Genomic DNA, 20,917 nt, shown 5'->3' on the forward strand with positions numbered 1-20,917 from the left:
GTACCGGTCGTCAGGCGGTGAAAAGCCGAAGGCAATCCTGTGCGCCTCGTCAGAGCAGATGTGCGGCCACATCAATCGGACTAAAAAAAGCACTCTCACGAATAGGACGGGTTAAGAACGCTGAGAAGCGGGTTGCGCAACAGCTCGACCAGCTCCCGATCCTGCGGAACTCGATCTCGCAGGCGCTGACCGGTCTGCCCGAAGCAGCGCCGCATCGGCATCCGCCAGTTCCTGAAGATGGATCACTTCACGCCGCACGATCTGCGCCGAACAGCAGCGACCATCGCTCGCAGGGCCGGCGCTCCCCGCGACTGCGTCAAGGCAACCCTCGACCACGTCAACGGCGACGTGACCGATGTCTACGACAAATACGACATGCTGAAGAGAAAACCGACGTGCAGGGCATTCTCGCCTCGGCACTCACCAACATCATCGGAGACAAACTGTGGGCGAGGCGCTCCACAAGGACACGCCCCGCGCCTATCCGTACATCCCGGGCACGGCCTGCCCGTCCGGGACGTTCCGCAGCGGCGACGCCTGCAAGGAGTTCCGCTGATGTCCAGCAAAGCGACCAAGCGCGGCAATGCCGACCTGCACGCCAAGGCGAACGCATTGATGGAGCAGCCCGTGATCGGCGACTGGCACTCGCTGGAACGGGTCGTAACGCAACTGGGAGCGGCGGCTCCCAGGGCGGCGAAGGAAGCGCTCGCGAGCTTCCAGAAATCGATGCTGAAGCTGCCCAACCCCTTTGGCGACTGCTCGGGAAGCGTTGAGGCTGAATCCGCGGAATCGGCTCCGACCGATCAAGCCTGAGATCGAAGCGTTGAGAAAGAGAGATGCAATGGACGAGAAGATGAACGAGGGGCAGCCGATCGAGACAGCGCCGACCAACGCAGTGGTTGACCTCTGGATCGAGTGCGCGGGGCCGGACGTCGATTACAGGCATGGTAAAATTCTACTGCCTTGACGCCGAAGGATAACAGCATCCCGGACCACGGAACCAGATCGATAACGACATGCGGCCTTTTCGCAGCCAAGGGCGAAGCCCGTCAGCTTCTCGCAAGTTTGCCCGCGTAGCTGTGCCACCGTAGTCTACCATGAGGAGAGAGAGCTGGCTCCGCAAATTCGGACAGTAGCTTGAGTGGATTTTCTGCCTGAGAGCGGCGAGGATTCTTGCCGCGAATCAGGAGCGAAGATGACGAAGAGGAGTCGCCGGACGCATTCTCCGGCATTCAAGGCAAAGGTGGCTTTGGCGGCCGTGAAGGGGGAGAAGACGTTGGCCGAGCTGGCGCAACTGTTTGATGTCCATCCGAACCAGATCACGACCTGGAAGTCCCAACTCCTGGAAGGCGCCGCCGGAGTGTTTGGGCAGGACAACGGACCGGCCGAGGCGCCGGTCGATTTGAAGGCGTTACATGCCAAGATCGGCGAGCTTGAGAACGATTTTTTGTCCGGCGCGCTCACCAAGGCGGGCCTGCTGAGCGCAAAGCGATGATCGACCGCGGTCATGATCTGTCTGTCGTGCGCCAGGCGAAGGTCCTGAACCTTGCCCGCAGTACGGTTTACTATGAACCTCGGCCGGTTTCGGCCGAGGACCTTGTCTTGATGCGCCGGCTCGATGAGCTGCACCTCGATTATCCCTTCGCAGGGGCGCGCATGCTGCGATCGCTGTCGCAGCGTGAGGGCATGCAGGGTGGCCGCCGCCACGTCGCGACGCTGATGAAGCGCATGGGGATCGAGGCGATCTATCGCCGTCCGAACACGAGCAAGCCCGCACCGGGCCACAAGATCTACCCGTACCTATTGCGCGGATTGAAGATCGAGCGGCCGAACCAGGTCTGGGCAATGGACATCAGCTACATTCCGATACGACGTGGATTCGTCTACCTCGCGGCGGTCGTCGATGTGTTCAGCCGACGGGTGTTGGTCCATCGCGTATCGATCACGATGGAGACGATATTCTGCGTCGAAGCGCTCCAGGAGGCGCTGGCGAAGCACGGCAGGCCCGAGATCTTCAACACGGATCAGGGTAGCCAGTTCACCAGCCTCGACTTCACCGGCGTGCTGCTGGACGCGAACATCGCCATCAGCATGGACGGCAAGGGTGCCTGGCGCGACAACGTGTTCGTCGAGCGGCTGTGGCGCACTGTCAAATACGAGGAAGTCTATCTGCGTGCTTACGACAGCGTGCTCGAGGCGCGAGCATCGATTTCCAAATATCTGGCGTTCTACAATCGAGGACGTCCTCACTCGAGCCTTGACGAACGCACGCCCGACGAGGCTTACTTCGGCGCGCAAACGATGGTGACGGCCGCATGATCGTCGCCAACGATTTTACTGCGGCTCTGGTCGGGCTTACGCCCTCCCGACGCCACAGCAAAATCGTAAAGCCCCGCCTTCAGCATAACCCGGCAGGAATCCACTTAATTTTCGCGGGGCGCTGTCCAAACAACCGGGACCAGCTCTGTGAGCGCACCACTACTAGTCGCCGACGTCCGATCGTTGTCGTGACGATACGCCCAGCTCCTATCAACTCGTAAAGCTTCGTGCGTCCCAAGCCGGTAACTTCGCATGCATCGTCAATCGTGCAGGTGAGCCGCTGAGCGAATGGCCACCGTGCTCAATTCTGCGGCTTTCGGAGCGGATAGACTGACGTGTGACTGTTGTCCGCCAGTTTTCTCTCGTCGATAGTATCTCACGTGGCCCTCCTGTTCGCATAAAGCTCGACAGGACAAGGGTCGATTGTGCGACGAGCAACGTCAATGCGAGCATCCGAGGGCGCTCGCGTACGGCAGCGCACGCTAGCGGCGGTTTGAGTATTTCCGGACACCAAGGGCGACGACGAAATTTTTCGCGAATGCGCCAGTCACAGTGAGGCATCGCGCCGGGGCTAGTCTGCGAATGTCGGCAGCAAATTCCCCAAGCGTTCGCCGCTGTTCACCAGCGTCTTATTCAACCATTATTCAACGAACGCGGCTGATGGCAACTAAGTGCCTGAGTTTGCTGGCGCGCCACCCAGAACAAAACTGCGAACTCTTATGTGATTGAAATTGCAATGTAACCTTTAACAATACCCGGTTGAGGCGCGCGTCCGCGCTCACAATTTCCCGGGGCCATTAGTGGCCGGCGGAGCGTCGGTTCATTTCCTCCAGGGGCTCGCGCAGGGCATCGAACTGCGTGCCGAACCCTTTCCAGTCTCCGGCCTTCAATCGCTCTACCGCCTGGTTGTAACGATCGAGCGCCTGCTGCGCCGGGCTCGCCGCCCCGCCCGCACGGGACACCGTTTCCGTTGCGTTTGAATCCTCCGGCACCGCACCGGGCTCTGCGAACAACGCGGCCAGGGCATCAGCGAGCGTCTCCTTCATCACGACATGCTCACCGTAGGCTGCGATCACGCGCTTCAGCTCCGGCAGATGTCCGTGCTCCGCTCGCAAATAGAGTGGCGATACATAAAGGATCGAGTTGTCGATCGGGATCACAAGCAAATTCGCGCCGCGGATCACCCGCGAGCCCATCTGGTTCCATAGCGTGAGCTGTTGCGAGATCTCGGTAGTCTGATTGATCCGCGCCTCGATCTGGAACGGCCCGTAGACGAGCTTTTCCTTGGGGAATTCATAGACGATCAGCTTGCCGTAGTCGGGCGCGTCGCAGCGCGCGGCGAGCCACGCGATCATGTTGTCGCGGCGGCTCGGCACCATGGGAAGCATCAGGAAAAACTCGGCCTGCGGCTCGCCGGGCAGCCGCATGATGATGTAATAGGGGGTCATCACCGAGGTGCCGTCGCCGCCCGGCTGTCGCGGAAACTGCCAGAAGTCCTCGCGGTTGTAGAAAATTTCGGCCTGCTCCATGTGGTAGGTCTGATACAGCCGCGCCTGAATCAGGAACAGATCCTCCGGATAGCGAATGTGCGTCTGCAAATCCGCCGGCATGGTCGTGAACGGCTTGAACAGGCTCGGAAAGATACGCTGGTAGGTCGCTGCAATGGGGTCGCGTGGGTCGATCAGATAAAAATCGACCGTCCCGTTATAGGCATCGACAACAATCTTCACCGAATTCCTGATGTAGTTGAGATCGAGCTCCGGCACGGGCTGCGCGGAGGGGAAATAGGAGCTCGTGGTGTAGGCATCCTGCATCCAGAACATCCGCCCGTTGCTGATGACCAGATAGGGATCATGATCGAGCCTGAGGAATGGAGCGATCGTGCGCACCCGTTCTGTAATATTGCGCCGGATCATGATCCGGCTGTCGGCCGTGATGTAGCTTGAAAGGACCAGGTTCGCGTCGTTGAAGTAGTAGGCGAACAGCGTTCTCCATCCCAATGCTCCAATCGGCATACCGCCAATGCCGTCATAGGCCGCGTAGGCGTTGTCTTTCCCCTTCGGGTAATCGAACTCCGGGATGCTGGCCTTGACGATGACGTAGTCGTCGCTCTCTTCGCCGAAATAGATGCGCGGTTCGTCGATCTTGGGACCGCCGTCGGCAACGGGCGGAATATCGCGCAAATAGAAGAACGGCAGTCCTTCTGTGCTCTTGCGGGTGACTGGGCTCATCACCGCGCCGTTGCCGTGCGTAAACAGCACGTGGCGGTTGACCCAGGTCTGGGCGTTCGCCGGCAGCAGGGAGGCCCGCAGTTCGCGAGCCGAAAGCATCACGCTCTGGTACGAGCCGTCGAGCCAATAGCGATCGACGTCAAGATCGTAGAATTTGTAGTAGGTACGGATCTCCTGCAGCTGCGCGTAGGTATTCGACAGCGGCAGCCAGTCCCAGAGCCGGATATTGTCGATGGTCGCCTTGTTCGCTTCCAGGGTCTTGAAGGTCAGCCTCTGTTCGGCGGCAAACGGCTTGGCTGCGATCCGGTCGAGATTGTAGGCCTGCCTCGTGAGCGCGATGTTGCGTTCGATGTAGGGCTTCTCCAGCTCCAACTCCGTCGGTTTGACGACGAAGTGCCGGAACAGCGAAGGGACGAGGCTCGACAGCACGACAGAGCCGGCGCCGACGAGGATGAACCCGGCGGCAAGAAGCCGGTAGGTGCACGCCCACAAATTGGCCCATGCGATGAACGCCGCGATGATCGAAAGCCCGATCATCAGCCACAGAGCCGGCAGCCCCAGATGGACATCGGTGTAGCTCGCCCCGACCACGACACCATTGTCGCCGTAGAGCAGCAGATAGCGGTCGAGCCCATAGGACCAGGCCTTCACCGCGAACAGAAGGCCAACCAGCGCCGAACCATGCGCGATCACCGTCGGCGAGATTGATCGGTTGTGGACGTCGTACTCGATGTCGCCGCGCGCCCAGTAGATCGCTCCGGCAAACACCGCGCTCAGGACGATTGCGAGCAGCATCCAGTTCTTGATCGCGATATAGGCGGGTAGCGAAAAGAGATAGAAGCCGATGTCCTCGTTGTAGAGCGGATCCTCCTCGCCATAGGGCACCTGGTAGAGAAATTGCAGGAACATGCCCCAATTGCCGGCTTCGCCTGCGGCAACCAGCACGCCGAGCAAACCCGCGCCGAGAACGATAAAGCGAGGCCGGGTTAATCGATCGCACAGTATTGCGGACGGATCGGGCGGCGGCGTAATACCCGCCACCTTCCACGGGTCGACTGCGATCTGTAGCGGCTGCTGCATGGCAAACCGCGCCGCCAACACTCCGTTCAACCAGAGGACGACGGTGGTCGCCGTCAAGACGGCAAAAAACACGGTTGCCTTGGCGCCGATCGCCGTCAAGAAAACCTGCAAGTAGCCAATCGAGGAAAACCACAGCCAATCGACCAGGAAATTGCTCGCGAGCGAGAGCAGGATCAGGCCAATCGTGATGACGACGGCCGCAACGATCAGCCTGACCACGCCACTTTGCCGTGGTGCCTTCCGGCCGGGTCCGGTAATCCCGATCGTCATGGCTTGATCATAGCGGAAATGAGGGGCGCTCGCCGCTTGATTCGTGGTCGGATTGCCCCGCCAAGGCGGGCGACGCGGGTGCTTGAAGCTCCGTCGCCGGGATAGCGAACGAGCACAGGGCGGCAAACTCTGCTGATGCAGACCGGCGCGATCAATCAGTTGTCGAGCAGGATGGCTCCCGAACGGAGTCGCATCGTACAATATCGTGGAACAGCGCGGACTTGGCGCGGGAAGCCAGAAAAAAGCCGAAAACTCTTATGTAATTGAGATTGCTGTATAATTTTAGAAGCATTAAGTGCGGGTGGAAGCCGGCAGCACTCCGTGCCCTCCTATCGAATACGTCATGAAGACGCTGGAGCTCACGGACGAGCAGCCCGCCAGCATCCTGGGCGACAACGCGCCCAAGCAGCTCAAGATCAGCCTCAGCTGACGTTGCGCCAGCGTGACGACGCTAGCGCCCGGTAGCTTCGGCGTCGTCCCCTCGGACGACCGCCGTTTCACCGCGCTGCACCAGCGAGAGTGTGGACCATCCTCGATCTATTTCGCAGCGGCCAGCCAGGCAGCCTGCGACCCCGTGGCGGTTCGCCGAGCGGAACAGTTCGGCGTTGAAGGCGTTTTTTCGCACTGAAGAAGCGCCATTGGAGGGACGCATGTGCTGATGCGAAACGACCGAGCTGCGCCGACGCTTGAGTGTCCCGCGTGCAGCCGGGCGACGCCGCATCGGTTGCTTTACACCAAGAACGGTTGCGACATCTTTCAATGTCGTGACTGCGGACTGGGACGCACCGAGGCATCGAGCTTCGATCCCCTCGCCTACTACGACGATGGCTACTTTTCCGGCCGTCAGTCCGACGGCTACGCCGACTATCGCGGCGCCGAGCCCGTGTTACGGCGCGAGTTCGCCCGCTCGGTCGAATTCATCCAGCGCCGCAAGCCAGAGGGCCGCCTGCTCGAGATCGGTTGCGCCTACGGCTTCTTTCTCGATGAAGCCCGCCGCGCCGGATTTGAGGTGAGCGGCATCGAGCCGGTGGAGGCGGCTGCCGCCCACGCTGGCGATCTCGGCTTGAACGTCGTCTGCGGCCTGCTGAGCGAAGCGACTCTCAAGTCGCTTGGCACCCTGGATGTCATCGTCCTCCTCGACGTCATCGAGCATCTGCCCGACCCGCAGGAAGCCCTCGCGCTGTTCGCGAACCATCTCCGGTCAGACGGAATCATCGTGCTGACGACCGGAGACTTCGGTTCCTTGGCGGCGCGGTCGACCGGCGCGCACTGGCGCCTGATGACGCCTCCGCAGCACCTGTGGTTCTTCAACCGCGACAGCATCGCGTCTCTGGCCCATTCGGTCGGCCTTCGCGTCGAGAGTTCCGATCACCCCTGGAAATTCGTGCCGCTCTCGCTGATCGCCTTCCAGGTCGGTCGCATGCTCGGCCGCAAGATCGCGGCCGGCCCGACCGGCAACCGGTTCGCCATTCCGGTGAACTTGTTCGACGCGATGCGCGTGGTCTTGAGCAAGGCGTCGCCATGATACGAGCCTCCCACGGGTTGTTCTTGTTGCGGATGGATCAGACATGACCGGCCGGATTCGCAATCCCTGGGTCGTTGTCGCGGCGTACGATGAAGCGCCGGCGGTCGGCAGCGTCGTGTCCGGCATTTGCCGCGCCGGATACGCCGTCGTCGTGGTCGATGACGGCTCCGTCGACCGCACCGGCGACGTCGCGTTGCTCGCAGGCGCGGTCGTCGTCCGGCATCCGATCAACCTCGGACAGGGCGCCGCGCTGCAGACCGGCATCGACTACGCCCTCGAGCAGCGTGCGGATGCGCTTGTCACGTTCGACGCCGACGGCCAGCATTCCCCCGCGGCCATCGCGGCGCTGCTCGCGGCGATCGAGCAGCCCGGCATCGATTTCGCGCTCGGCAGCCGCTTTCTCACCGGCGCGACCGCAAATCTGCCGATGGCGCGCCGCATCCTGCTCAGCGCCGCGCTCTGGTTCACGCGCGCAAGCACCGGACTGCCGGTCACCGATACCCACAATGGCCTACGGGCGATGACCTCGCGCGGCGCCCGCGCGATCTCCTTGCGACAGAACCGAATGGCGCACGCGTCCGAGATCCTGCACCAGATCGCGCTCAGCCGCCTGCGCTTTGTCGAAGTGCCGGTGAATATCGAGTACAGCGCCTATTCACTGGGCAAGGGTCAACGCATCACCGATGCGCTGACCATCCTAATCGATCTGTTTGAGCGGAGGCTCTACCGATGATCGCGCAGCTGTTGCTGACGGCCCTTCTGACGTTGGTTCTGGTCTACGCCTGGTCGGCGCATCGAACGGTGCCGATCATCGGCCTGCTCGCGAGCAGCGCGGCGCTCGCCGGCCTCTACTTCGTCTGGATGCAAGAGCACGCCACAGCACTTGCGGCCCTCGTGGGAATCGGGCGCGGCTCCGACCTCATCGTCTATATCTGGGTCGTGATCAGCCTGCTCATCATGCTCAACTTGCATCTGAAGCTGCGGCTCCAGCTCGACATGATCACGCGGCTAGCGCGCGCCGTGGCGATCGATCGCGCCAAGGAGAGCCGGCGTGAGGCAGTCCCCCCGCGAAAACGTCGCCCGGTCACGTTGGGCCGAAAGGCTGGCGCGCCCCCGATTGAATCGCGGGCGAAGAAGTAGATGCCATTGCCGAGTCGCGCCTGACTTCAAGTCGCGGCTGACTTGGCGTCACTCACCGAGCCCGCGACGATTCGCGTAGATCTTGGCGAACGGGCGACCGAATCGCGTGACCTCATCAACCAATACGGCCGTCGTGCCGTCGGCACAGGGCCAGCGCTCGGTGGTGATCAGGTAGTCGGCCTCTTCCGGATGCGTTTCGGCAATCCAGTTGCGACGGAACATCACGCCTGCCAGTTGCTCGCGCCAGGCCAGGCAGATCAGCACGCGCGGCGGATCGCCCGCGAACCGGCCTTCGGCGTCAATTCGATCCTCGAGGCGGCGCAGCGCCTCGGGAGCCGCCATGCTCCAATAATCGAGGTCGAAGCGGCCGTAAGCGCCGGCAACGCCGCCTGCCAGACTGTTCATCGCGATATACTCGAGCGGATGCAAGATGATGAGCGTCGCCACGATGGCGGCCGTGTGCGCGACCCCGAGGGCCGCGGGCACAATCGGGAGGCGTCGGAAGAAGGGCAAGAGGCTCGCAAGCCCGCGCGCGGCCACGACGGCGAGCATTGGGATCACGAACAATACATGGCGGACACCGTCATAGAGCGTCGAGCCCTGCAGGATGAGCACCACGATAGGCCCGAACGCCGCCACACCGACGACGAGCACCGCGCGCGATCCTGCGAGCTCGGCCGCGACTGGTCGCAGGCCCGCGACGCCGGACCGACGCAGGGCGCCGAGGGCGGCGCGGCTCCACCACGCTGCTGCACCGATCCAGACCGCCATGCCGATCAACAGCAACGCCAAAAAGCCCTCCGGCAGGCGCGCCAGGAGCTGTCCGGGGATGTACCAGGCGGGCACGTTATCGGTGAATGTGAGCCGGCTCCAGTTCTGGAATTCGAACGAGGTGTCGAGCGTACCAAAGTGCCGATAGGCCTCGAGGAATTGCGTGAGCGGATTTCCAATCTGCAACCAGGGCCAGAGCGCAATCGCCGTCAGCCAGGCGATGAGGATGACAAGCAACGTATGCAACGCGATCTGGCGCAATTGGCCATAGCCCGCGCGGCCATGGCGCAGCAGCGCCTCGAGCGCGCACAGGCTCATGCCGCCGACGAGGTAGGCGTGCGTAATCACCCCGCCGGTGCGCGTCGCGATGGCGAGGCCAGTGGCAAGGCCTGTCGCAAGAGTCAGAGGCCAGCTCGGCACCTCCTGCCGCACCATCAGGACGATCGCGAGCGTCGACCAGCTCATGGCGAACAGGAACGGCACGTCGATCGGGGCGAAGAACAGGTTGCCGTACAGGTAGCCGGTCAGCAGGCACAGGGTGAGTGCCGTCAATCCAGCCCAGTATCCGACCGTGAGCCGTGCCATCGGCACGACGGCGGCGAGCCCGGCGAGGCCCAACAGGAAGGTCATTGCGTGCCGGACCGTGATCGGGTTCGCGAGCTCAAGCGACTGCACGGCCGCAACAAGCATCTGAAACCACGGTCCATACATCCACAGATACTCTTCGACCGCCTCGAACTGAGACCGGTCCGCAAAGGCGCTCGTGTACCAGGCAAGCGCCTTGGGGCCGTACTCGTCGGTGTTGAATTCGTCGGTGGACAGCCCGTAATCCGCGGCGGTCGCAAGCCCGATGACCAAGGCCACGCCCAGCACCAGGAGCACGACCGACGTCTCAGCATAGCGAGCAGCAAATGCGAGGCCGAGTTTCGGCCTCGCAAACCCAGAGCTGTCGTCATCCACCCGTTCAAGCGCCATGCATTATCCTGCGATCGAGCGGCTGCGCGAGGGGTTCAAGTGCCGGATCAAGCCGTAAACGGTTCTACCCCGCCGCCTGCATCACATCGGGCGACACCTCGCTCAACTGCCTAGTCGCGAGCGCCCCCCCAGCGCACCTCAAGTGTTGTCCGCGGGCTTCGATAACATGCCTGAAGGGAACTTTGTTCCGAAAGTTCAAATCAGCTCGCGGGCGTTTCCGCGGTGAGCAATCAGTTAGCGCGCGACATAGCGCTACCTGACGGGGGCGGCATCGTAGAATGTCGCAGAACATCGCGGAATGTCGCAGCTTGGCGCTCCCTAGGGGAATCGAACCCCTGTTTCAGCCTTGAGAGAATTGCATCGCGTACGTTGGCGAACGTCGGCGAACGAGAATAACACTTGTGATTTCAATTGCTTAGTTCGTACTCGTTTGGTACTGTTCGTGACCATCTTCGACCGCCTGTTGAAGAAAACTTGAAGAAATGGGGAACGGCAGTTGGCGCGGTCTGCGCGGCATTCTTCGCTTGAAACCCGTACGGCTCGTGCGCGGTTGCCGGCGCGACGGACGCCCTACTTCGCAAAAATCGCGAAGGGGCTGCGTCTCGGTTACTATCGCGGCGCAGGTTCGGGATCGTGGGTTGCCAGCTTTTATCGTGGCACACGGGGCTACGAGACGAAGGCGATCGGTGCGGCCGACGACACCATCGACGCTGACGGCGTCACGGTCTTCGATTTCTGGCAGGCACAGGATCAATCTCGTGTCTGGGCGGAGCGGCAACGCCTGGTCGCGGCGGGAATTGTTCGGACCGGACCGTACAAGGTTGAGGATGCCGTCAACGACTATCTGTCGGAGATAGCCGCCGAAAAGAAGCCTGCTGCCGTCAAAGGTGCAAAATACGTCTTCGATGCTTGGATCTTGCCTGATCTGGGGTCGGTTATCTTCGATGAGTTGACGACTGAAAAGTTGACTCGGTGGCGCAATAAGATTGCAACCGATCCCAAGCGCTTGCGAACCAGGCGCGGCGCGGCCAGGCCAGCCACGCGAGAGACCCCTGATGACGAGGATGCGCGCCGCGCGCGGAAGGCCACCGCCAATCGCATTCTTACCGTCCTCAAGGCGGCGCTGAACCGAGCCTTTTATGCCGACCGCGCGTCGTCAGACACCGCTTGGCGTAAAGTGAAGCCATTCAAGAAGGTCGACGAGGCGGTCGTTCGTTACCTCACTCTTGCTGAATCCGTCGCCTGGTTGATGCCTGTCCTCAGGACTTTCGGAAGTTAGTCGAAGCGGCTTTGCATACCGGATGCCGATACGCGGAACTCGGCCGCCTCAAGCGTGAAGACTATAACGATGATAGCGGCACGTTATCCGTCCGGCTCAGCAAGGGCAAAAACCGGCACGTCGTTCTCGCGGAGGAAGGAAAGATTGCTTTCCGGCACTGGACAGCGAACATTGCCTTTGGCGAGCGGATCTTTTTGAGGAGTGATGGAAAGCCGTGGGGGACCTCGCACCAACAGCGGCCGCTTGATGAGGCGAGTGGCCTGGCTGGGATCGTACCAGCAGTGAACTTCCACATCCTACGGCACACTCACGCCTCCTATCTCGCGATGGCCGGCGTGCCCATGGCGGTGGTCGCGCGACAACTTGGCCACGCAGATACGCGAATGACGGAAAAGCACTACGCTCACCTCGCGCCAAGTTATGTCGCTCAAACAATCCGTGAAAGTTTCCCGGCTCTCGGCCTCGCGCCGCCGACGCAGGTCATCGCATTTTCGGAAGCTCACAGCGTAGTTTCGAACCGGATGTTTCGGCCACCTGCGCCCCCTTGCGTCCCGAAGGTAAATAGCAAACGAAAAGATCAACAAAAACAATGAAGTTTGATCGCGATTGATCACCTTTATCGCCGTTTGTTCACGGGGTTTTCGGTGGTCAATCTGTGGTCAGCATCCGACCCGCTCATGCTGATGAAAAGCGTAGTCTTCCGGGTAGTCGCCCTTCCCTGCCAAGAAGCAGGTCGGCAAGACACCGTGCACCTCGAATACCTCTACGTATGCGCCGGGGTCTTATTCTGCTTCGATCAGTCGTCAGCGATCTGCGCCTTTCGGGCTTTAGCCCATTGGCGGCCGCCGGATCGTAGATATCGCGCCTGCATCGGCTTGCTTGTGCTGTCGCAGCTGAACCATCAGGTTTATCCCTGCTCGGCTTTCGTCGACCTCTCAACTTGATCGAGCATTCGATGCAGTGACTGCCGCCGCGTCCTCGCAGTTTACGGCCGCGCTGCGAACCGCGCAGACGCTTCCTCCTTATCGTTACCGGGCTGGTGCTGTTCGGATCGCCACCCATGTTCGCACTTGCCGACTTCGGCCCGCAGCTCATTGCCGCCGCAGGCGGTCTCGCCGGCATCCTGATCGCGGTGCTCGGCAAGGCGCCGTCAAGGGCCGCGATGGTGCGCGAGCAGATCAATTCGTGGACCGCCGCCACCTACCGCGTCATCCTCGGCTGCGCTACGCCCGTTTTCCTGGCGAGTGCCGCCATCCTGATTTCGTGGAAGTTCGACGACCTGATGTTCGGCAAGCCGCTCACGCGGACGTATTTCGCGCACCCGTCGATTCCGCCCGTGAGCTCGGCCCTTTCCGTGACCGATGTGCTCGTGACGAAGCCGTTACCTCTTCTGACGGCGATGGCTTGGACGTTAGTGGCCTTCATCATCCTTCTCATCATCGGGCTCGGGGCGTCGCACTTCATCAATATTAACCGCTTCTCGCTGCACAACGTCTACCGCAACCGCCTGATCCGTACGGTCCTCGGCGCCTCGCATGCGGGCCAGACGCCAAACAAATTCACGGACTTCGACGAGCGCGACAATCTCAAGCTGCGCGATATCTGGCCAAGCAAAGCCGAGCCCGTGAATGGGCAGCCACAGCACGAACCCACGCCGCCGCCACAGTTCCTAGTCGTCAACATGGCGCTGAACACGCTGGCATCGCAGGAACTGCAGTTGCAAGAGCGCAGGGCGCTGTCGTTTGTGGCGACGCTGACCGCCATTTCTGGTCACCCGAACCGATGAAGCGCGGCGTGCCGAGCGACATGCCGCCGTTGTAGAGCGCCGCCGCGCGGAAGCAGCCTTCGATCGGGGCAGTGCAGTGACGATCTCCGGTGCCGTCGAACGACCCTTATGTCTACTTGTCGGACGGCGGCCATTTCGAAAATCTCGGCGCCTACGAGATGATCCGCCGCCGCTGCAAGTTCATCCTGATCAGCGACGCGGCCTGCGATCCGGACTTCGGCTACGAGGATCTCGGCAACCTGGTTCGGCGGGTATCGATTTCGGCGAGCGCATCAAGTTCCGGCCGCCGCTGGACGCGAGCCTTGGAAAGCCTCGCCCTACAAGGGCAAGAAATTGAGCGGGCGAGAGCCTGAAAAGCGCTGCGATTTCAACACATTGTAAATTTGAGATTTTTGGCGTGTCCTGTGAGTACCCGGCGAGATTTTAAGGGCCGCCGCAGGCTCGCAGCGCGGCCCGTGGTGAGCTGGCGGGGCTTGGCCGGTGGTTCTCCTGTAGCCCCGGCGCTGGCGGCGCGCTGGACGGCCTTGTAATGGCCCTGAGGCTCGCGCTTCCCAATCGTTGTCCGGGGTTGAACCGGCGACTAGCGTTCCGTTTGGACGCTCCCGTCCGATTGGAAAGCGAACTCAAAATGAATTTCGAAAGCAGCACCGATGTCGTCTGCATCACCAGCGATGAAGGTGACGCGCTCGTGCCCGGCACGCAGGCCCGTGCGGTGGCAGAACAGGAAGCCAACGCGACCGGCAAGCCGGTGACGATCCACAACCCCATCACCGACGAGGTGCTGGCGACCATCAGACCAGCGTCCGTCGAGCAGCCCGCCGAGGCCGTTGCGCCCGCCCTGCCGCTGCCTGCCGCCGTCGTGATGGTGGCGCGCTCGACGTGGTGATGGCGCGATGACGTTTGCCGTCCTACTCTGATGGCAAAATCCCGTTTCGTTTAATTTTCATGAATGAGCAATTTTGACCATTAGCTCGCGTTGTTTTGCGGCACAGTATGGTCGCTCTGGTTGCCGCGGCGGTGCTGATATTCCCGCCGGCTTTGGCCCCAAAAGCGGACACCCCATCGTTGATGGCTCGCACGGTGTCGCGGTGATGACGTGACAGTCGAGGTGATGCGCGGCGGCCGGGCGGGGATTGCGCACCATCGCGGCGGCGCTGACCGGCTCCTGTGAGAAATACGTAAATGTATCCGCTACCCTGAGCAGAGAGCTGCCCGGTGCCAGAGCCGGGGGGCGCAGAGGGGTCGGGGGAGAGCCACCGGGGATATTAATCGGGTGTGACGGGCCGGGCCCCGGCCCACGATATTTGTGTTGATGGCCAGAAATATCGGCGGGGCTTATGGGAGGTGTCCACGCCGGTTTTTCCCAACCTCCCGAGGAGTGATCGCAATGACACCAGATGAACCAACGGTAGAGGAAGTGAAGGTACCAGAGGCAGCTCCGGCCGTGGAGGCAGTTCCTACGGAGGCTCCGGCTGTGGAGGCTCCGGCGGATGCACCGGCTGCGGTTGAAGCACCGAAGGCAGAGTAGTGATGGTTGCGGCCCCCGGCGAAGGGGGTCCTTTGCCGGGGTGGTAGTGGAGGATCATGACGTTCAAAAGAAAATGGTTTGGATTGGAGTGCCCGATGTTCGGACCTCGCGAAAGGCGACCTGTTTTGTTTCCTGCGAGTGGCCTATTTCGGCCAGTACCCAGTTTCCCGGCGTCACCAAGCAACGCGTTTCCGATGCCCGCCATCATCGTCGAGCGCGCGCCCGCCGATATCCCCGCGCAATCTGCCATCGGGCATTGCCCGGCCCAAAGTCGCCGGTTGTGTCGTCGCGGATGAGCAGGTGCCGCCACGACGGGCGCGGGCCGACGTCGAGGTAGAAGTGCACAAACGAGCACACCTCGTTTGGCCGGGTCGCGCGATCGGATCGCGATCCATGCGGCGAATTCGGGCGGAAGCGTTCCGTGCCTATGGGATGATCTTGTCGCCATCGGCATCGTCCGCCCTCAAAGGCAAGTTTTTCATCAGCAAGGCAATATCGGCATCCGAGATTGTGAAGGCGGCGGGATCGACAGCCGCGAGCGGCGGATATTGGAGCCGCCGCCGAAGCCAAGCTCGCAGCTCAAGCCGGTCGAGCCTCACGACGCCTCAAAAAACTGGTCGCGCTGCGCCGGGTCGAGCCGCGCCCAGCCCTGCATTGTGGCCGTGACCAGATCGATGCGCCGCATGCGCGTTCCCTTTTGAAAAGCGGATCGGGCAAACGAAACACAAAAAACGAAAAACGCAAATATGCTGAAGGGGCGCGGTCGCGCGGTCCCCGCGGAGGTCCGGTCGCGGATGGCCGCGACGGTCCGCCCAGCGGTCATCATCTCGACAGCCACGACCACGGCAGTGGCCTAGTTTGCCCTAGCGATGTTCAAGCTGGTCGCCATTGAAGATGTGCAACATGCCGGAGAAGGCACAGTGGTCCGCCTCCACGACAACGGCCCCCGCTCGGTTTGCAAAAACCGACACGATGAAACCCGGATACTCGTAACCTGAGCGCTTCTTTACTCGGTCGCCTACTTTGAAGGGGACGTCTGTCATTTTATCTCCTGTAAGGCCGCCTCAGTTGGGTAGTGGGGCGGTCATTCCGCAGCCTTCTTCGCTAGTTCCAGTCCTTGCTCACGCCCCTCGGAGATGCCTCGGGCGATTGCACTTATGATGCAGTTCGGGCTCGCCCCGCCCATCCCTTGGAAGGGCCACAAGGCGTTATGAATCTTCCGGGCGCGCTTCAAATCTGCTTCTGTAACGTTCGGCTTTGACATGATCGAAAGATGCGCCGTTGGTAGTCAACATTCCAGCCCAGAAGCCCGCCACAATTTCGGGAAGCCCGTTCCATTGCAGGCCGGGCAGGTACATCCTTTGATCTTCGGCTGCATTTGAAGTTTTCCGGCCGCCCGCAGGCAGCGGCTGCGTAGGCAGGATATCCGTATCGGGCTGGCGCCCACGCGACAAAGCCAACGCGAACGCCAATACGACTGCTGTTATGATGATCGCCCCACGCATACGAACGTCTTGGTCCCTCCGGGCAATATGCACAATCTGACAGAAGTCGAAGGCCGCCCCAGTTGGCGGCCTTTTTCCACGGTATCAGGCTTGGTTCAATTTTTCCCAATTTGAATCCGGGAACGCCCCAATTCGCTAACGACACGTCAATTTCTTTTGGCACGTGAGCAATATTGACCAGCCTTGGAACGTCGGCTGTTCCAACCTTCGGCCATCACCGCCCTGTAACGGCGTCAACCGGTGATTGAGAGCGTTCGCGCTCCCCGCCCAGCGACAAGGGAGCGTGGCATGATCGAACAACCCCATTTAGATTCATATTCAATCCCAGCACGCGTCAGTCTTGGCATCGCTTTTTTCGGCGGCACTCTGCTTATCGCGGTGATGCTTACGGGTGCCTTCATCGTGCACTGAGGCCGCCTCAGTTGGCGACCTCTTTTACAATCAGACAACCGTCGCGCCGCGCGCTTTGTCCGCCAGTGAAAGAGTCTACACCATGCAACGCAGCGATCAGTGGACCGAGTTAGTTTCATGCCCGAACTGTGGAATGTCAGGGGCTGCCCGTCTTTCGAAGGCCCAAAAGGGAGCCTTTGATTTTAGGGTGGAGGCCATTCCTGCGGGCTTTAAAGTGAGTCGCTTGGAATTCGGTAACACCTTCTTCTGTGGGGCATGCGATCAACCGGCGCATACCCAGATAACAAAGCAATGAGGCCGCCTCAGTTGCGCCACTGAGAGCATCCCCGGCCCCGCGCTGGATGAGGCCACGGGGCCGGGAGCCAGCGGACCGGGAGAAAGGAAAACCGAACCCCCCGGTCCTATCCAATCAGAGATCAGTACGGGGACATGCCATGATCCATCGCGAAGCAGTGCCTGTCGGGCACACCTCACCCTACAAGCGCATCGAGATCGCGCACCTCGGCCGCAAGACCATCATCACAGCAGACGAGCTGGCGCTGTCCGGGGATCGCGAGCCTGACCCTGCCGCGTATCGATACGATGTTGACTTGCGCGCCTATCTCCTCAAGGCTCGGTACGGCTGACCATCGACTGCCAAACCATTGAGAGCATTACGCAAAAGGCTCTTCCGGAGGCTCCCCCGGCTTGAACGGGTGGTAGTTTGGGGGAGATGATCCCCGATCCCGCCCAACAGAGCTGTCTTAAAAAACGGGACCGGAGACCATGCCCTTCCCCGTCCCCCGCCCCGGAAAGGTTTCGGGGTGCGAACGATGCGGCTATGCCCCGGCCGCACATTGGTTAGAGCGAGCCGGGACGGGGCGACGTTCGCTCAATTGGTTCGGGCGGCCCTCGGTGGCCCCCTCGCGTAAGGCCATAACCAGCCCCTGTCAGCCCGGACGACGACGCGCGTCGGCTGCGCCATGCCGAGCTCACGCTCGCCGCATAGGCCAAATTACGATTAGCCGCTTAAGCGCCGAAAATTTCCGCGCGCGAACAGCGACGGGCCGATCTCGCACCCGGCGGCGGCTTGCCGGAGCGCCGCCACCGGCGGCTAAATCAGGTCTGTCGCCAGCATGCCGCCTAGCCGCCCGGGACACGGCAATCGCACGCTCTTCCGGGAGCCAGTGCACCGAGGCGGCTCCGGGATCAAAGCCCACGTGCAGTTCGTATAGGCCGTCCTGCTGTGATACTGATCGCCTCCGCGCCGGAGGAGGTCAGGTAGCGGATACCGGCGTTTTCACTTGCGCAGTGCGCGCAAATCCCCTCTCCCCTCAAGGAATGCTGGCGCAGGTTGCCACGTCACGACTACACTACCGCGTTTTTAAAAGTTCGATTCGAGGTCATGTTGGCTGCGCCGATTGTAAAGCTGCCGTACCAGTTCAATGGACTGTCCCTGTCGAAGGTTGCGGCCGATCTCGCGGCGCACGCCGTCAACGGCTGGCCGCCGGAGGTTATCATCGATTTCGGCAATCTCGGCTTTGTCCGACCGGCTGGCATCGTGTTTCTCAGCAACTTATTCGCATGGATGAGCGCGCATCAAACCAAAATCACGCTCACCAACCTCAGCGGCAATGGTGACGCCGTCAGGTTTCTGGACGACTCCCTGTTCTTCGAGCAGCATTGCGGCGCAAAGCTCCGCCCGGATGCATCACCACGGTCGACAACGCGACCACTGATGAGGATAGCTCATCAGGATTGCCATGGCTGGCTGGAACACAACCTAGTTCCTTGGCTCGCTGCGCGCCTGTCGATCTCTCCCGCGTCGCTCTACATGTTCAAAAATTGCGTGGCCGAGCTGTTCAACAACATTCAGGACCACACCCAGCTCGACATAGGCACCATCTGCGCGCAGCACTTCCCTCGGGAGTCCTTGGTTTACATATCCCTGTCGGACATGGGGCTCGGAATCCCCGGGCGGGTCCGGACCCTGCTGCCGCAGTTGTCGGACGCGCAAGCCATCATCAAGGCTACCGAGGCCGGATTCACGACCAAGACGACCCCGGGAAATCGAGGGATCGGCCTCGCTTACCTCCTCAATGCCGTCAAGGTAAACGGCGGAACGGTCTCGATTTACTCGCTCAACGCGATAGTCCGGTTCCCGCCGCAAGGCGGCCCGTTCATCGTTCCGGAACGTCGGATTTTGCCCGGGAACAACTATCGACATTGTGCTCAGAACGGATACGATTGAAGCCCTTCCCGATGACCGGGAAGACCTCGAATGGTGATGGAAATGCGAGAGCGTATAGTAGTAGCTCGCACTTCGGGCCGCGCAGATACTGCCGAGCAAGGTAGCCGCCTTTACGACGCGCTGTGCAACGCGCTGGCGCGGCGCGATGTTATTGTCGAGCTGGATTTTCAGAGCATCACCACCGCAACGTCGTCGTTTGCCAACCTTGCTTTCGTGCAACTGCTCACAAGATGGCCCTTGGCGGAATTGAAGCACCGCCTGAGGGTGGTGAACTCGACGCGCCAGATCAACGAGATGATCAAATCCCGGCTAGAGCGCGAGGGCAACTCGGGCAAGGCGGTCGCCTAGGAGCCCGTCCAGATATGTTTTCGTGACGGGCATTTGTTGTAGAGTAGCAGGCTCAGGCTGCGTTTGCGAGGTTGAACAGCTTGAGGAGGTTATGGACGGTGCAGATCATTGTCCACTCGGCGCGCACTTTCTCGATGCCCCGCAACAGGAACTGGCGGAAGCCTCTTGCCTGTTTGATCTGCCCGAACACCGGGTCCACCACTTGCTTTCGCAATCGGTAGGGTGTTTCGAAGCCGCCATCGTCGATCTTCTTTCGCATGGCCTGTGTCAGCGGGCCGCCGACTTTTCCGTTCGCTACTGTCGGGTGCTTGGCGCGTCCGGGCGCGACATAGCCATCGATGCTGCGTGTGTCGAGCGCTTCGAGATTGGCTTCGCTGCAGTAGCCGGAATCCGCTGAGGCCTGCCGCGGCTTGCGGCCAAGATTGCTCTCGATGGCCTCGATCAGGGGCACCAACTGGCCCTGATCGCTGCCGTGCTGGGTCAGTTCTTGCGCGACAATGATCTGGGCATGTGCATCGACGGCCGCCTGGGCATTATAGGCCTGAACGAAGCCATCCTTCGACTTCATGATGCGGCTTTCCGGATCGGTGAAGTTGCGTTGCGCCTTGGGATTGGGTTCCTCCGATGGCAGCGCCGCCGGTTTGCCCGGCTTCTTGCGGCCTTCGGCCTGGCGCTGCTGTTCCTTTTCGGCCTCGATGCGGCGCTCTTCCTCCGCCGCCAGTTTGGCGTCCGCTTCCAGCGCCGCCATCGCTTGCTGGATCTTCGCCAGCCGTTTCTGCTTGTCGACGGTCCAGTCCGGCAGTTCGTCGCTGTTGCCGAAAGTCTCATCCTCCGAGGCATCCGCCGCCTCGGCGGCCGCCAGCATGCGAGCGACCTCGGCCTTCAATTCCGCCTCGCGCTTCTTCATGCGCTCATAACTCATCGCCTTGTGTTTCGACGCGTTCGCCTTGATCTTCGTACCATCCAGCGCGACATGACCGAGCTTGACCAGCCCGGCCGTCTCGCACAACTTCAGAACCTGCACGAATAGCGCGCCGAGCGCCTTCAAATGTCGCTTGCGAAAGTCGCTGATCGTCCGAAAATCCGGCGCATCCAGCGCCACGATCATCACAAAATCGTTCCGCTCCCGGCAGGCCTTGGCAATCCGACGCGACGAATACAGCCCACTCGCATAGCTATGCAGCAGCAGCGCCACCATCATCCGCGGATCAAACGGCGGCTGCCCAAGCCCGCTCACATAGCTGCCCATGATCTCCCTGAGATCGAGGCTCTCCCGCACCAGATCAACCATAAACCGCGAGACATGGCCTTTCGGCACGAAGTCCTGCACATTCGGCGGCAGAAGCAGCGTCTGATCGATGTTCCAAGGCCGAAAATACTTGCTCATCGCCCAATGTTGAATCAGACCCGACCAGATTTGAACAGCGACTATCCAGACAAGCTCCTAGAGCGATGCGCCGCGCGCAGTCGCGGCAACACCTGTCATCCAGACCCGCCCCCCCGGTATCTCGCCGGACTG

At 61.2% G+C, this 20,917-nt stretch carries 23 protein-coding genes and 1 pseudogene; 17 read left to right on the plus strand and 7 right to left on the minus strand.

Features of this window, described 5'->3' with window-relative positions; translation table 11 throughout:
* Nucleotides 1-219: 219 nt before the first annotated feature.
* The 4 genes and pseudogenes from HAP48_RS50645 to HAP48_RS04555 all read left to right on the plus strand — a co-directional run.
* A pseudogene (locus HAP48_RS50645) lies at nt 220-357 on the plus strand (tyrosine-type recombinase/integrase); the annotation flags it as partial.
* A gap of 198 nt (nt 358-555) precedes the next feature.
* Nucleotides 556-813 (plus strand): hypothetical protein, encoded by a 258-nt coding sequence (locus HAP48_RS04550; RefSeq protein WP_029084327.1) that lies wholly within the window; start codon nt 556-558, stop codon nt 811-813.
* Between the two features lie 28 nt (nt 814-841).
* Nucleotides 842-967 (plus strand): hypothetical protein, encoded by a 126-nt coding sequence (locus HAP48_RS49875; RefSeq protein ID WP_275949024.1) that lies wholly within the window; start codon nt 842-844, stop codon nt 965-967.
* Between the two features lie 228 nt (nt 968-1,195).
* Nucleotides 1,196-2,319, plus strand: a protein-coding gene (locus tag HAP48_RS04555; RefSeq protein ID WP_224496904.1) for an IS3 family transposase whose coding sequence is annotated in 2 segments (ribosomal slippage) — nt 1,196-1,451 and nt 1,451-2,319 — 1,125 coding nt in all. Because the reading frame shifts where the segments join, the coding sequence is not laid out codon by codon here.
* A 79-nt stretch (nt 2,320-2,398) separates the two neighbouring features.
* Here HAP48_RS04555 and HAP48_RS50650 read toward each other — a convergent pair.
* Together HAP48_RS50650 and HAP48_RS04560 are read right to left on the minus strand one after the other, a co-directional pair.
* Nucleotides 2,399-2,584 (minus strand): MerR family transcriptional regulator, encoded by a 186-nt coding sequence (locus HAP48_RS50650; RefSeq protein WP_166216893.1) that lies wholly within the window; start codon nt 2,582-2,584, stop codon nt 2,399-2,401.
* A gap of 532 nt (nt 2,585-3,116) precedes the next feature.
* The gene (locus HAP48_RS04560; protein WP_166214540.1) at nt 3,117-5,900 is read right to left on the minus strand and encodes a UPF0182 family membrane protein; all 2,784 of its coding nucleotides are present in this window, start codon (nt 5,898-5,900) and stop codon (nt 3,117-3,119) included.
* Nucleotides 5,901-6,195: 295 nt separating this feature from the next.
* Between HAP48_RS04560 and HAP48_RS49880 the strand changes: the two genes are divergently transcribed.
* The 4 genes from HAP48_RS49880 to HAP48_RS04575 all read left to right on the plus strand — a co-directional run bounded on the left by HAP48_RS49880 (nt 6,196) and on the right by HAP48_RS04575 (nt 8,565).
* The gene (locus tag HAP48_RS49880) at nt 6,196-6,330 is read left to right on the plus strand and encodes a hypothetical protein (RefSeq protein WP_256375217.1); all 135 of its coding nucleotides are present in this window, start codon (nt 6,196-6,198) and stop codon (nt 6,328-6,330) included.
* Nucleotides 6,331-6,558: 228 nt separating this feature from the next.
* Nucleotides 6,559-7,425: a class I SAM-dependent methyltransferase gene (locus tag HAP48_RS04565; protein WP_156929056.1), complete on the plus strand. Its 867-nt coding sequence runs from the start codon at nt 6,559-6,561 to the stop codon at nt 7,423-7,425.
* 43 nt (nt 7,426-7,468) lie between these two features.
* Nucleotides 7,469-8,158 carry a glycosyltransferase family 2 protein gene (locus tag HAP48_RS04570; protein ID WP_035978298.1) on the plus strand — a complete coding sequence of 230 codons (690 nt, stop codon included), beginning with the start codon at nt 7,469-7,471 and terminating at the stop codon, nt 8,156-8,158.
* On the plus strand, nt 8,155-8,565 hold the full coding sequence (locus tag HAP48_RS04575; protein WP_051346788.1) for a DUF2304 domain-containing protein: 411 nt from the start codon (nt 8,155-8,157) through the stop codon (nt 8,563-8,565). The genes HAP48_RS04570 and HAP48_RS04575 overlap by 4 nt, the downstream gene beginning before the upstream one ends.
* A 48-nt stretch (nt 8,566-8,613) precedes the next feature.
* Here HAP48_RS04575 and HAP48_RS04580 read toward each other — a convergent pair whose 3' ends face one another.
* Nucleotides 8,614-10,311, minus strand: coding sequence for a hypothetical protein (locus HAP48_RS04580; RefSeq protein ID WP_029084876.1), 1,698 nt, complete (start codon nt 10,309-10,311; stop codon nt 8,614-8,616).
* Between the two features lie 496 nt (nt 10,312-10,807).
* Here HAP48_RS04580 and HAP48_RS04585 point away from each other — a divergent pair, with 496 nt between their 5' ends.
* The 5 genes from HAP48_RS04585 (at nt 10,808) to HAP48_RS04605 (ending at nt 14,262) form a co-directional block, all read left to right on the plus strand.
* On the plus strand, nt 10,808-11,590 hold the full coding sequence (locus tag HAP48_RS04585) for a hypothetical protein (RefSeq protein WP_224496905.1): 783 nt from the start codon (nt 10,808-10,810) through the stop codon (nt 11,588-11,590).
* A gap of 11 nt (nt 11,591-11,601) precedes the next feature.
* Complete coding sequence (locus HAP48_RS04590; RefSeq protein ID WP_234583696.1) at nt 11,602-12,183, plus strand: tyrosine-type recombinase/integrase; 582 nt, start codon at nt 11,602-11,604, stop codon at nt 12,181-12,183.
* Between the two features lie 467 nt (nt 12,184-12,650).
* Complete coding sequence (locus HAP48_RS04595; protein WP_029085147.1) at nt 12,651-13,376, plus strand: hypothetical protein; 726 nt, start codon at nt 12,651-12,653, stop codon at nt 13,374-13,376.
* Between the two features lie 89 nt (nt 13,377-13,465).
* Nucleotides 13,466-13,729, plus strand: a complete 264-nt coding sequence (locus HAP48_RS04600) for a hypothetical protein (RefSeq protein WP_029085148.1) — start codon at nt 13,466-13,468, stop codon at nt 13,727-13,729.
* Nucleotides 13,730-14,004: 275 nt separating this feature from the next.
* The gene (locus HAP48_RS04605) at nt 14,005-14,262 is read left to right on the plus strand and encodes a hypothetical protein (RefSeq protein WP_166214539.1); all 258 of its coding nucleotides are present in this window, start codon (nt 14,005-14,007) and stop codon (nt 14,260-14,262) included.
* Nucleotides 14,263-15,329: 1,067 nt separating this feature from the next.
* On the opposite strand, the gene HAP48_RS04610 is transcribed toward HAP48_RS04605, so the two are convergent.
* From HAP48_RS04610 to HAP48_RS04620, 3 genes are all read right to left on the minus strand, one after another.
* Nucleotides 15,330-15,503 (minus strand): hypothetical protein, encoded by a 174-nt coding sequence (locus tag HAP48_RS04610; RefSeq protein WP_156929114.1) that lies wholly within the window; start codon nt 15,501-15,503, stop codon nt 15,330-15,332.
* A gap of 264 nt (nt 15,504-15,767) precedes the next feature.
* Entirely contained in the window at nt 15,768-15,947 is a 180-nt protein-coding gene (locus tag HAP48_RS04615; protein ID WP_029085151.1) for a hypothetical protein, read from the minus strand.
* Between the two features lie 165 nt (nt 15,948-16,112).
* Nucleotides 16,113-16,409, minus strand: a complete 297-nt coding sequence (locus HAP48_RS04620) for a hypothetical protein (protein WP_029085152.1) — start codon at nt 16,407-16,409, stop codon at nt 16,113-16,115.
* A 288-nt stretch (nt 16,410-16,697) separates the two neighbouring features.
* On the opposite strand from HAP48_RS04620, the gene HAP48_RS49885 reads away from it, so the two are divergent.
* From HAP48_RS49885 to HAP48_RS04635, 4 genes are all read left to right on the plus strand, one after another.
* Complete coding sequence (locus HAP48_RS49885) at nt 16,698-16,820, plus strand: hypothetical protein (protein ID WP_275949025.1); 123 nt, start codon at nt 16,698-16,700, stop codon at nt 16,818-16,820.
* A 434-nt stretch (nt 16,821-17,254) separates the two neighbouring features.
* Nucleotides 17,255-17,446 (plus strand): hypothetical protein, encoded by a 192-nt coding sequence (locus tag HAP48_RS04625; RefSeq protein ID WP_166214538.1) that lies wholly within the window; start codon nt 17,255-17,257, stop codon nt 17,444-17,446.
* Between the two features lie 758 nt (nt 17,447-18,204).
* A complete protein-coding gene (locus HAP48_RS04630; protein ID WP_029085243.1) occupies nt 18,205-19,050 on the plus strand; it encodes an ATP-binding protein in 846 nt (281 codons plus the stop codon).
* A gap of 30 nt (nt 19,051-19,080) precedes the next feature.
* Nucleotides 19,081-19,398 carry an STAS-like domain-containing protein gene (locus HAP48_RS04635; RefSeq protein ID WP_051346860.1) on the plus strand — a complete coding sequence of 106 codons (318 nt, stop codon included), beginning with the start codon at nt 19,081-19,083 and terminating at the stop codon, nt 19,396-19,398.
* Between the two features lie 52 nt (nt 19,399-19,450).
* Here the strand turns inward: HAP48_RS04635 and HAP48_RS04640 are convergent, their stop codons facing one another.
* Nucleotides 19,451-20,785, minus strand: a complete 1,335-nt coding sequence (locus HAP48_RS04640) for an IS1182 family transposase (protein ID WP_166214537.1) — start codon at nt 20,783-20,785, stop codon at nt 19,451-19,453.
* Between the last annotated feature and the right edge of the window lie 132 nt (nt 20,786-20,917).

It is taken from the genome of Bradyrhizobium septentrionale, from assembly GCF_011516645.4.
GTDB classification, from domain to species: domain Bacteria; phylum Pseudomonadota; class Alphaproteobacteria; order Rhizobiales; family Xanthobacteraceae; genus Bradyrhizobium; species Bradyrhizobium septentrionale.